The organism is Kutzneria sp. NPDC052558 (genome assembly GCF_044547355.1).
Classification (GTDB): Bacteria; Actinomycetota; Actinomycetes; order Mycobacteriales; family Pseudonocardiaceae; genus Kutzneria.
Genome location: NZ_JBIUAG010000012.1, coordinates 88,153 through 100,289 on the forward strand (window position 1 = coordinate 88,153; position 12,137 = coordinate 100,289).

A 12,137-nucleotide genomic window follows, 5' to 3' on the forward strand; every position below is an offset into this window, starting at 1 on the left:
CGGGGGTCAGCGCTCGCGGTAGAACGGGTCGACGGTCACGCCCTCGCCGGAGTTCTCGTCGAAGTGGTAGACCTCGCGGCCCTGGATGAACACGCGCAGGGCCCGGCTCATCACGTCCAGCGGATCCCCGCTCCAGATCACGATGTCGCCGTCCAGGCCCGGCTTGAGCGAGCCGACCCGGTCGTCGAGGCCGAGGATGCGCGCCGGGTTGGCGGTGATCGCCCGCAGCGCGGTGTCGCTGTCCAGACCCTCCTTGACGGCCAGAGTCGCCTGGTGCACAAGGAAGTGGATGGGCACAACCGGGTGGTCGGTCATGATCGCCAGCTCCACCCCGGCCCTGGCCAGGATGCCCGGGCTGCGCATCGAGCGGTTGCGCAGCTCGACCTTGACCCGGGTGGTGAACAGCGGGCCGATGATCACCGGAATGTTCTTCTCCGCCACCAGGTCGGCGATCAGGTGGGCCTCGGTGCCGTGGTTGATGACCAGCCGGTAGCCGAACTCCTCGGACAGCCTGATCGCGGTGGCCACGTCGTCCACCCGGTGCGTGTGCTGGCACCAGGGCAGCTCGCGGTCGAGCACCTTGACCAGGATCTCGTTGGTGACGTCCCGGTCGAACGGCTTGTTCTCGGCCGCCGCCGCGTCCCGCCTTGCCTTGTAGTCCTGGGCCTTGACCAGCGCCTCCCGGATCACCGCGGCCACGCCGAGGCGGGTGCTCGGCGTGACGTTCTTGTCGCCGTAGACCCGCTTCGGGTTCTCGCCCAGCGCGCTCTTCACGCTGACCGGCTCGCGCAGCACCATCTCGTCCACGGTCCGGCCCCAGCACTTGACCGCCACCGTCTGGCCGCCGATCGGGTTGCCCGAGCCCGGCTTGATCACCGCCGTGGTGACACCGCCGGACAGCGCGTCCGCGAAGGCCAGGTCGGCCGGGTTGATGCCGTCCAGCGCGCGGAACCGGGCCCCGACCGGGTCGGTCATCTCGTTGGTGTCCTCGCCGGCCCAGCCCTCGGCCTCCTCGGCCACGCCGAGGTGCCCGTGCGCCTCGACGAACCCGGGCAGCACCCAGGAGCCGGCCGCGTCCACGACCGCCACGTCGTCGGGCACGTCGACGTCGGCGTCCGCGCCGACGGCGGCGATCCGCCCGTCGATGACCAGGACTGTCCCGCCGTCGATGGGGTCGCCGTCGACCGGCACCACGTATCCGCCTGTGATCGCCACGTTCATGGTTCGCGATGCTAACGGTCTCGGGCGGGTTGAACAGCGGTTCAGCGCGGCAGCAGTCCCCAACGGGCCGACCACGCCTCACCCGGGGCCAGCGTGATCAGGTCGATGCCGGAGTTGAGGGCGTCCGGCGGGCAGGTCATCGGCTCGATCGCGACGGCCCGGCCCCGGCCGAGGAAGTCGTCCGGCGTGTACACCTGCACCCAGCGGAAGTCCGGGTCCGCCCACAGCTCGACGCCGCCGTCCTGGCCGGTCAGCCGGTGCCGGACCAGGCCGTCGGCGCCCGGCTCGCAGCCGCCGAAGGCGTGGTCCAGACGGACCCCGCGCAGCGACTTCGGCCTGGTGAAGTCCAGGTCGGTGCCGGCCAGCGGCGTCTGCGGGCCGTCCGGGGTCATCGTCTCCGGGCTCAGCGGCAGGCTCGTGGTCGCGGCCAGGTGCAGCGTGCAGTCGTCGAGCGCCGAGTTGCCGGCCCTCGGGTACGGGTGCATGCCCACACCGAACGGCACCGGGCGGTCGCCCACGTTGGCGACACCGTGCGTGACGGTCAGCCCGTCGGCGTCCAGGGCGTAGCTGATGGTCACCCGCAGCGGCACCGGCCAGCCGGGCTGGGCCGGCACGTCGATGCCCAGCGAGATCAGCGAACCGGTGTGGCTGATCACCTGCCAGGTGTGCTTGCGCACCAGGCCGTGGCTGGCGTTGTGCCGCTCCGGCTCGGTCAGCTCCAGCTGCTGGGCGCCGCCCTCGAACGGCCACCGGCCGCCCCGCACCCGGTTCGGCCAGGGCACGAGCACCGCGCCCGCGCCCATCGGCGGGTAGGTGTCGTCGGGATAGCTCTGCACGTAGTCGACGCCCGCGACCTCATAGGTCCGCAGGCCCGCGCCTACCTCGGTGACGACCGCGCGGGCGCGGCCGTAGGTGATCTCGAACTGGGCGCCAGTGGGACCGCTCACCCGTGCGAGCTTAGAGGTCCGACGCGGGAACTCGTAACGATCGGCTCACCGATCGGGGCCGAACTCAACACGGTTCGGCTTCACCCGACCGGCGTATCTAGGGTTGTGTCCGTGGCGATCAGCATCGTGGACGCACCGACGAACCTGGGCCTGCGCCCACCGGCGCCCGGAGTGGTGCCCGGCTGCGCGAAGGCGCCCGCGGCGCTGCGCGAGGCCGGCCTGCTCGGCCGCCTCGCCGCCGCCGACGCCGGGGGGCTCGTCGCACCGCGCTACGACCTGGGTGCCTGGCAGCCCGGCGACGGTGTTTTTCACGCTTCCGGGATCGCCGCCTTCGCCCGCCGCCTCGCCGACCGCGTCGCCGGCATGATCGGCCACAGCTTCCCGCTCGTGCTCGGCGGCGACTGCTCCGTGCTGCTGGGAACCGGCCTGGCCCTGCGGGAACGGGCCCTGGCCGAGGGCCGTCGCTACGGCCTCGCCTTCGTCGACGGGCACAGCGACTTCCGCCACCCCGGCAACTCCGCCGCCGCCGACATCGGCGCCGCCGCCGGCGAGGACCTCGCCCTGGCCACCGGTCGTGGTCAGGCCGACGTGGCCTCCCGGCTGTTCGAGGACGCCGACGTCGTGGTGCTGGGCATCCGTGAGGACGACGACGCCCGGGGCGAGCTGTCCTCGTGCGGCATCGGCCACCGGACCGCCCTGGAGATCCGCAAGGCCGGCGCCGCCGAGTCCGCCGAGTGGGCCCGCCGCCGGCTCGACGAGCTGGACGGCTTCTGGGTGCACCTCGACGTCGATGTGCTGGATCCAGCCGTCATGCCGTGCGTCGACGCCCCCGCGCCCGAAGGTCTGGACCACGCGGAGCTGGCGGAGCTGCTGGCCGGGTTGACCGTCGCCCCGGGCTGCCTCGGCGTGGAGGTGACGGTGTTCGACCCGGATCTGGACCCCGACGGCGCCTACGCCAAGGCGTTGGTCGACACCCTCGCGAGAGGTTTGGCGCCAAGGGTTTCCTGACGGCAGCAAAGCGGGGTGGCCGCCGAAGCAGCCACCCCGCCTCGATCACCGGTCAGAACCAGGAAAGAAGCCGCCTGACCCCGGTCACGAGCCCGCGTCCGAGCGACCAGCCGACGTCGACCGCCCGCTCGAAGCCCCACTGGTAGGCCCGCGTGATGCCGTGTTGGACGGACAGACACTTCTGGTCCAGGCTCGACCCGCCCTGTAGCGCACTGCACACCCAGGACAGCCCGCCGGCGGGCCCGGTCAGATTCGAGATCCAGTCGGCCCAGATGTCCAGCCGCAGGCTGCCCTTGAACCGCTCCCGCGCGGCGCGATTGCGCGCGTCCACGACGCGTTGGATCATGGCCCGCTGGGCCCGCCGCGCGGCCTTGACCAACTGGCGAGCCATCCGCCGCTTGAGCTCATGGGGACTGGGCCGCCACGGGTTCCAGTACCGATGCCGCCGGGCCCTCGTGCCATCCAGGTCCGTGCCCATGATCGGATTCGCGTTGACGTAGTCGTAGTCGTTGGCCGAACCGTCCTCGACCGGGTCGACCGACAGGAACCGGCCCACGCCCGGCAGATACGGCCGTGCGCCCATCTCCACCAACGCCAGCGCGCCGGCATGCTCGTACGGGCGCTGGTTCTGGCCCAACCACCCGTAGTCCATCTTGCCCGGCTGGTTGTCCGGCACCGCCTGGGGATCGACGGCCCCGGACGCGTTGAGCGCCTCGCCGAAGGGGGTGTAGTACCGCAGGTCCCCGCTCTGCTTGCCGGCGGCGTCCATGGTCAGCACCAGGTCGCCGCGCACGGACGGGGCGTCCCATGTGCTCGAACCGCCCTGCACGGTGTACAGCACGCCACCGGGCAGACCGATCGAGGTGCTCAGCACCTTCTTCGTGCCGTCCATGGTCAGGTCGGCGCTGTCGCCGTCACCGCTGTAGCCGTACAGCGCGACACCGTTGGTGTCACCGGACTTTGCGTCGCGGCGGACGATCCGGTTGGCGGCGTCCCGCACGTAGCTCACGTCCGCGACCTGGTTGGGGTCGCTGCTCTTCGTGCTGGCCGTCAGGTGCCGGTCGGCCGAGTCGTAGCCGAGGTACGTGGTGGCGCCGCCGGACACGAACTGCGTGGTGTTGCCGTGGCTGTCGTACTGGAAACCGGTGATCGCGTTGGCGCCGACGGCGGCCAGCAGGCGGTCGGCGGCGTCGTAGCAGTAGTCGGTCTCCGCGGTGCCGCTGCTGGTCTGGTCCAGCAGCCGCATCCGGTTAGTGTTGAGACCGGCGTTGGCCTGCGTGCCGCTCGGACACGCCGACGATGCCGCCGAGGCGAAGTCGTACGTGTAGTGGTGCCCGTTCACGTACGCCTCGGTGAGCCGGTTCGCCGCGTCGTAGCTGTAGTTCGCGCCGTCCGGCCGCGGGTCGACGTAGTTGAGCGCCTCGTCGACGATGGTGCCGGCGGTCGACCTGGTCACCGCGGAGAAGACGACCTTGCCGTCCGAGGTGTGCCATTCGAGCGAGGTGGTCTCGCCCGCGCCGTTCTTGTTGATGGCAGCCAGCTTCGCACCGTTGGCGTAGTCCACAGAGGACAGTTCGCCGGCGTTGTCGTAGTGGCTGTTGGCCAGCACCGTCGAGGCCAGCTGGGTGGTGAGCACCCGGCCGGCGTCGTCGTAGGTCAAGCTGGTGACCTGCGGTTGGTCCGCCGGGTTGGGCGGCGTGATCGTGCTGGTCGACGGACGGCCGGCCGCGTCGTAGACCGTGTCGGTCTTCACGCCGTTCGCGTCCGTGTAGGACACCGTGCGCCCCAACAGGTCCACGGTCGTCGTGACGGTGCCGGTGTAGTCCGACACCGAGGACGTCAGCGGATCGCCGTTGACCGCGTAGTTGTACGTGACGGTCCGCGCGCCGACGGTCGGGTTGGCCGGGAACGTCTGCTGCGTGGTGCGACCGCGGGCGTCGAAGCTGGTGCAGATCCAGTCGCCGCTGGTCGCCTTGGCCACCACACGGCCGGACGCGTCGTACACCTGCTCGTCGGTGCGGGCCCCACCGGTCGCCGGGGTCGCCGACGTGGTGAGCTTGGCCATGCCGCCCTGGTTGACCGCGGCGCTGCCGGCGACACAGGGGTTCGCCCTGGTCTCGGTGTCGCCGTAGTACGCGTAGGTGCTCTTGGCCCCGGTCGGCATGGTTTTGCTGGTACGCCGCAGATATCCGCTGCCCAGCGGCTCGTAGCCGTCGACACTGCCCAGGTTGAGCCCGGTCGGGTCGACCGCGGTCTTCGTGGCCAGCCCGTACGCGGACTCCACGTTGCCGTCGCCGTAGCTGGTGGCGGTGCGGTGCTCCGGCACGCCGCGGTCGTCCGACTCGACGCTGCCGGTCGGCAGGTCGTAGCGCGGGCTGAGCTGCGCGCCCGGCACGGCTTGCTGCACCCCGGACGGCGTCGTCCAGTCCAGCTCCAGCTGCGCGCCCTGGTCGAACTCGTAGTACTCGATCCGGATCCGCTTCACCGAGTTCGCCGCGTCGCTGTGCACGGTGGCGGTGCGGGTGGCCGAGGTGTTGCGCCAGTCGTCGATGACGAGCTGGTCGTCCACCCACACCCGGATGCCGTCGTCGGCCAGCAGCCGGAGCGTGTAGTCGCCGGCCTGCGGGAAGGTGATCTCACCGGTGGCCCGCAGCGAGTAGTGGTCCGCGGGGATGCCGGCGGTCGGCGCGGCGGTGCCCCAGTTGCGGACCAGAGTCCCGTCGGCGGTGCCGATGCCGGTGGTGAACACCTTCGGCGCGCCGGTCAGGCTGTGGTTGTCGTACCAGGCCACCGCCAGGCCGTTGAGGCCCTGGTCGTAGTCGGTGTGCTTGTGCGGAACGCCCCACTGGCACGTCGTCGGCAACTGCCCGTTGAAGCAGTTGCCCGGCGCGGGACCGTAGGTGTCGGTCTCACGGTCGGCGCGGTCGTACACCGTGGTCGACACGCGGCCGGCGGCGTCGGTGCTGGTGAGCACCTGATCCTTGGGGCTCCACGTCTGCGCGGTGACCTTGCCGGTGGCGTCGGTGGCGGTCAGCGCCCGGTCGGCGTCGTCATAGGTGACCTTGCCGGCGAATCCGGTGGCGGGCGACAGGCCGGCGATGTCGGTGAACGTCTGCCGGTTGGCCGGGTCGTAGCGGTAGCTGTGGACCGGTCGCGCCTGGCCGGCCTGCGGCGAGGGTCCGGTGATGCCGGTGACCTTCGCCTTGCCGGTCGGGCTGTCGTAGCCGATCTGCGTCATGTAGTCCGGCCACGTGCGGTGCGTGGGGTCGGCGGCGATCCAGTCGGTGACCGTGGGCAGCCGCAGCATGACCAGCTGCCCGTTGGCGTTGTAGCCGTAGTCGGTGACCTCGGAGCCCGGGTCCTCGATCCGGGACAGCCGGCCGCCGGTGTACCACAGCCGGGTCTCCGTACCGTCCCAATAGGACACTCGGCACAGCATCTGCGCCGGAGGCAAGGCATCCGCGCCCTGCGGCGGCGTCACACCGCCATAGCAGTCGTCACCGGCCCGGTTGTAGTGCAGCACGTGCGCACGGCCGCTGACCGGGTCCTTGATCTGCACGAGCCGGGCCGGCGTGGCGCCGTCGTACACGTTCTGCAACGCGGCCGGCTTGCGCGAGTCGGCGCTGGCGGTCTGCGAGCCGAGCCGGCCGTCGGGACGGAAGGAGAAGACCTCCGCGCCCTCGGTCAACACGACAAGACCGTTGGCGTCCAACGTGAGCAGGCCGTCCTCGCCGGCCGGCGCGGTGTAGCCGCCGGTGCTCTTCTTGGTCCACGTGTGCTTGGCGCCGGTCGAGTCGGTCAGCACCACGTTCTGGTCGGTCACCTGGGCCGTGGTGTACCCGGAGCTGGAGCCGTCCAGATCCGACGACAGCGTCCAGCCCGACGGCAGCGCCGGCGCGTCGCTGCTGTACAGCCAGTCCGACGGCACGATCTGCGCCGGCACCGTGGCGCCGTCGGTGGTGCGGGTGAACAGCCGCATCATCGCGTTGCCGGTGATCTCCTGGAGCTCCACCTTGATCGGCACGCGCTGGCCGGCGGTGAGCGCCACCCCGGTCGCCGCCGCCCAGTTCACGTCGCTGCCGCTGGTCGTGGTGTAGACCTGGTTGTTGTTGACCCAGATCTGCGCCGCGTCGTCGTGCACGCCGGCGAACTGGTAGGTGCCGGTGGTCGGCGCCTGGAAGTAACCCTCCCAGCGGACCACGAAGTAGTCCGCCCCGAGCGCCGGCGGGAACGGCGAGTTGGCGCCCCAGTCCACGTTCACCTGCGGCTCGGTGCGCACGAGCACCGGCTGCTGGCTCGGGTTGATGATGCCGTTGTGGCTGAGATCGTTGAAGTACGAGGCGCGCAGGCCCTTCGGGTCGACCTGCTGCGAGTTGTAGGTGAACGTCATGCCGGCGCTGCCGCCGACCGTGGCGAACGACGGTGTCGCCTCGGCCAGGGACAGGTTGCCGTTGGCCAGGTTCACGGTCGCGCCGACGAAGTTGTCCACAGGGGACGGTCCGTGCTCGCCGATGCGTTGGTCCACCTTGATGTGGCCGACCCAGGACGGCGTGACCCTGGTGATGCCGGAGTAGGCGGCGGCGTGCCACGTGTAGGCGACGCCGTCCTGCAACACGCCCGAGGGCACCGACCAGGTCGGTGAGTCCAGGCAGCCGGAGTCCACGACGACACCCGACTCGGCGTCGGCGCCCGTGGCGACCTTGAAGCAGTACTTCACCTTGTCGCCGTCGGAGTCGGTGACCGGGTTCACGGCCAGCGTCGGAGTCAGCGATGTGAGCACGCTGCCGTCCGCGGGCGAGGCCAGCGTCGGGGCCGGCGGGGCGGTGCCGGTGTCGACGGTGAGCGTGGCGTTGAGGTGCTTGTAGCTCCACACGCCCGGGTCCTCGCCGCCGGTCAGCATGAACGCCACGTTGTTGTCCCGGGCGTCGACGCGGCCGCGCAGGAAGTTGGTCAGGTACGGGTGGTTGAAGGTGCCCACGTCACCGACCAGGGTGCTGCCCAGGTACTCGCCGAGCGCGTTGAAGTTGCGGTCGGTGGCGTGCCACAGGCCGGCGCTCCAGGCCTTGATGGAGCCAGTCGTGTCGGTCTGGCGGTCCACGTCCAGCTTCGCGCCGACCACGGTCTTGCCCCACAACGACGAGTAGTCGATGTAGAACCAGCTGCGGTTGTAGGAGTCGCCGCCGTTGAGGCTGTTGCCGATGCGCAGGCCGCAGTTGTCACAGGTGTAGCCGTCGCTGCGGTAGGCATGCGACTCCCCGACGCCGAAGGCGAACGTGGGGTCCACGGTCACCGGATAGACGCGCTTGGGGTCGTGCAGCCACTTCTGGTCGACGGAGACCGTCAGCCACCACGCCGAACCGGCGCGCTCCAGGCCGTAGGAGCCGCCGGTCACCGCCGGCGCGGTGTCGCCGCCACCCGCGGAGTCCCACGTCTCCACCGGCGGGATGACCAGCTTGACGTCGCCGTGCGCGTCGGTCAGCCGCACCTCGCCGGACTTGTCCACCGCCGGCGTCAGATCGCCGGCGTCGAGCCGAAATCGCCAGGACGCGGTGGCCGGCGGCTTCTTCAGCTTGACGGTCTCCTTGACCTGGCCGGAGGTCACCTCGTAGCCGAGGTCGGTGTCCGGCGCCACGTTGGCGTAGCTGACACCGTTGCCGGCCACGGTGGCGGCGGCCGGGGCCGCGTGGTCGAGGCCGAGGGAGACCGTGTGGCCGTCGGCGTCCACCCGCAGCACGGCCGGGTCGTTCGCGGCGCCGGCCATCGACGGGTTGAGCGGATTGCGGGCGGCGCTGGCCCGCTTGCTCGCACCGTCCACGGTCAACGCGGTGTTCACCGGTGTCCAGGTGCCGTCCGCCAGCTTGATGTTCAGCGGCTTGGTGGACTGTCGCACGCTGTGCGTGCCGTCCGGGTTGAGGTATTCCTCGGTGTACGTGGAACGCGAGATGATCTTCGACCGCTGGGGGTCGAAGTGGCTCTCGCCGGTTTTCGCCATCGGCGTGAAGTCCGCCTTCGGCGCGGGCTGCGCCGCCGCGGCCTTGGCCGGCGCGGTCGGCAGCACCGGCAGCAGCCTCGGGTCGCTCGCCTTCGACGCCGCCGCGTCGGCCGGTGGCGGCAGCACCGCCTCCACCGACGTGATGCCGAGCGCGGCGACGGCAGCCATCGCCACCCCGCCGGCCCGTGCACGAGTCCAGACGCGTCTGCGCGCGTCGGAACGAACTGTTCTCACCGAACCCCCTCATCACCGCCGTGCTGGCGCACGGCAACGAGAAGGTAGGTCCAGGCCGAGGGACAAATCTTGAGAAAATATTAAACCCGCAGCTCAGGCCCTATCCACGGACGCGCGGTAGCGCCACATCGCCGGCAGGGCGACGGCCGCGACGGCGATCGCGATCAGCACGGCGACACCGCCGCCGGAGACCGCCCACGAGGTGCCGACCGCCGCGCCGACCGTGCCGTGCAGGACGTCGGCCAGCCGCGGCCCACCGGCCACGACCACCGTGAAGACGCCCTGCATCCGTCCCCGCATCTCGTCCGTGGCGGCGGACTGCAGGATCGCGCCGCGGAACACCATGCTCACCATGTCGGCCGCGCCGGCCAGGGCCAGGAACAGCACCGCCAGCCAGAGCGACTGCGACAGGCCCAGGCCGATGATCGCCACCCCCCAGGCCGCCACCGCCGCCCAGACCGCGACCCCGTGCCGGGTGATCCGGGACAGCCAGCCCGACAGCAGCCCGAACAGCAGCGCGCCCAGCGGGATGGCCGCGAACAGCCAGCCCAGCGCCGGGCCGCCGCCGGCCGGGTCGTGGAACGTCCGCTCGGCCATCTCCGGGAACAGCGCCCGCGGCATGCCGAAGACCATCGCGATGATGTCGGCCAGGAACGAGGCCAGCAGCACGCTCTTCGTTGACAGGTAACGGAATCCGTCGATCACCGACCGCAGGCCGGCCGTGCGGCGCACGCCGTCCAGCGGAGGCAGCGGCGGCAGCTTCCACACCGCCCACAGCGTCGCCGTCAGGCCGACGGCGTCGATCAGGTACAGCGTGGACAGGCCCAGGATCGGGATGAACGCGCCGGCCAGCATCGGGCCAAGCACCGCGCCGAAGGACTGCACCGTGGAGCCCAGCGCGTTGGCCGACGGCAGCAGCTCCCTCGGCACCAGCCGGGCGATCGAGGCGCTGCGGGCCGGCATGTTCACGGCGAAGAACGCCTGCTGGAGGCCGAGCAGGACCAACACCACCGTCACCGAGTTCATGCCGGTCAACGCCTGCAACCACAGCAGAATGGAGACCACCGCGATGCCGGCGTTGCTGATCAGCAGCAGCTTTCGCCGGTCCATCACGTCCGCGACCGCGCCGCCCCACAGGCCGAACACCAGCAGCGGCACCAGCGCCACCGCCCCGGCCACGCCCACGTACGCGGACGAGCCGGTGATGTCGTACACCTGCTTGGGCACCGCGACGGCCGTCAGCTGGCTGCCGATGGCCGTGATCACCGTGGACAACCACAGCCGCCGGTAGGCCGGCAGCTTCAGCGGCCTGGTGTCCAGCACCAGCCGGGCCAGCAGGCCACGTTTCGGGGGCGCGTCGGTGTCGGCAGCGGTCACAGGTCGTTAGTTTAGGATAACTAACGACCCTTCCGGGTGTGATCTGCCACGGCCCGTGACATGGTCACGGGCCGTCGGGTGTCACGTCGTGGGTTGCCCTACGGCGCGAGCCGCTCGACCTGCCAGCTCTCGCCGACCAGGTGGAAGCGCAGCCGGTCGTGCATCCGGTCCTGCCGGCCCTGCCAGAACTCGACCATCTCCGGCCGGATCCGCCAGCCACCCCAGTGCGGCGGCACCGGTACTCGCTCCGCGTCCGCGAACTGCCGGTTGATGTTGGCCAGCGCGCTGTCGAGGACACCGCGGCCGCGCACCACCCGGGACTGCGGCGAGGCCCACGACCCCAGCTGCGAGCCGCGCGGGCGGGTGGCCCAGTAGGTCGCCGTCTCCGCCGGGTCGACCTTCTCCACCGTGCCGCGGACCGTCGCCTGGCGGTGCATGGCCAGCCAGGGGAAGGTCGCCGAGGCGTACCGGGTGGCCCTCAGGTCGTGGCTCTTGTTGGAGGTGTAGTTCGTGTAGAACACCAGTCCACGGGCGTCCAGGCCCTTGGCCAGCACCGTGCGCGAGGACGGCCGGCCCTCCGGGTCCGCCGTGGCCAGCACCATCGCGTTCGGCTCAACCAGCCCCGCGCGTGTCGCCTCGTCCAGCCACTGACTCAGCTGCTCGTGCCAGGTCGCGGCGAGGTCGATCTCGGTCAGCGAGCCCTGTTCGTAGGACACTCGCATCGCCGGGAGCGCGATGTTGGTCTCGGACTGGGTTTCCGGCATAGCGGCCTCCGCGCGGAAGAGCACTCGTGGTACCAACCGTGTTCGTCGGAAGGTACGGGGTTTGCCGCCAAACCGGAACCGCTCGCGAGGTGACGGTGAACACCCGGCGAAGTGATCACGAACGGGAATTGGCCACGCAGCGGTTCCGGATCGAAAAAGTGATCAATTCAGAAACCCCCGTCCACAGTGGAACCCCAGCCCGACCCGCCGCCCCACCGACCGCAAGTCCCTCCCCCCTTGCCCTCTCCGCCGCCCGCCCCGCGGCGAGCGACATCACAACCGCTCCCCGCGACCTCACCCCGCCGCACCGCCCTTCCCCCACCTTCCCGCCCAGTTGACGGCGGCGGCCGAACTCGAAAGCGTGCGCAATGCTCCACGGCGCACGCAGTGGTCAACGGCGTGCGCAATGCTCCACGGCGTACTCATTGGTCGACGGCGTGCGCAGTGCTCGACCGGGACAGCATTGCTCGAGCGCGTCAGCACTGGTCGAGCGCGTCAGCACTGGTCGAACGCGTCGGCACTGGTCGAACGCGTCAGCATTGCTCGAACGCGTCGGCGCTGGTCGGGCGGGGGCGTGATGGTCAGAGGCGGCCG

Annotated in this window: 6 protein-coding genes; 1 reads left to right on the forward strand and 5 read right to left on the reverse strand. The window is 70.9% G+C overall.

Annotated elements, in window-relative coordinates; translation table 11 throughout:
• Window positions 1-6: 6 nt before the first annotated feature.
• Both ACIG5F_RS22370 and ACIG5F_RS22375 read right to left on the reverse strand, forming a co-directional pair.
• Window positions 7-1,221, reverse strand: a complete 1,215-nt coding sequence (locus tag ACIG5F_RS22370; protein ID WP_396520315.1) for an amidohydrolase — start codon at window positions 1,219-1,221, stop codon at window positions 7-9.
• Between the two features lie 41 nt (window positions 1,222-1,262).
• Window positions 1,263-2,168 carry an aldose 1-epimerase family protein gene (locus ACIG5F_RS22375; protein WP_396520318.1) on the reverse strand — a complete coding sequence of 302 codons (906 nt, stop codon included), beginning with the start codon at window positions 2,166-2,168 and terminating at the stop codon, window positions 1,263-1,265.
• A gap of 111 nt (window positions 2,169-2,279) precedes the next feature.
• On the opposite strand from ACIG5F_RS22375, the gene ACIG5F_RS22380 reads away from it, so the two are divergent.
• Entirely contained in the window at window positions 2,280-3,176 is an 897-nt protein-coding gene (locus ACIG5F_RS22380) for an arginase family protein (protein ID WP_396520320.1), read from the forward strand.
• Window positions 3,177-3,228: 52 nt separating this feature from the next.
• Here the strand turns inward: ACIG5F_RS22380 and ACIG5F_RS22385 are convergent, their stop codons facing one another.
• The 3 genes from ACIG5F_RS22385 to pdxH form a co-directional block, all read right to left on the reverse strand.
• The gene (locus ACIG5F_RS22385; RefSeq protein ID WP_396520322.1) at window positions 3,229-9,336 is read right to left on the reverse strand and encodes a PA14 domain-containing protein; all 6,108 of its coding nucleotides are present in this window, start codon (window positions 9,334-9,336) and stop codon (window positions 3,229-3,231) included.
• 159 nt (window positions 9,337-9,495) lie between these two features.
• Window positions 9,496-10,779, reverse strand: coding sequence for an MFS transporter (locus ACIG5F_RS22390; protein WP_396520325.1), 1,284 nt, complete (start codon window positions 10,777-10,779; stop codon window positions 9,496-9,498).
• Window positions 10,780-10,877: 98 nt separating this feature from the next.
• Window positions 10,878-11,543: a pyridoxamine 5'-phosphate oxidase gene (gene pdxH / locus ACIG5F_RS22395; RefSeq protein WP_396520326.1), complete on the reverse strand. Its 666-nt coding sequence runs from the start codon at window positions 11,541-11,543 to the stop codon at window positions 10,878-10,880.
• Window positions 11,544-12,137: the final 594 nt, after the last annotated feature.

What these genes read in the sequence shown, in the direction of transcription:
- ACIG5F_RS22385 (WP_396520322.1), bottom strand. Translation starts at nt 9,336, where the DNA reads ATGGCTGCCGTCGCCGCGCTCGGCATCACGTCGGTGGAGGCGGTGCTG.
- ACIG5F_RS22370 (WP_396520315.1), bottom strand. Translation starts at nt 1,221, where the DNA reads ATGAACGTGGCGATCACAGGCGGATACGTGGTGCCGGTCGACGGCGAC.
- pdxH (WP_396520326.1), bottom strand. Translation starts at nt 11,543, where the DNA reads ATGCCGGAAACCCAGTCCGAGACCAACATCGCGCTCCCGGCGATGCGA.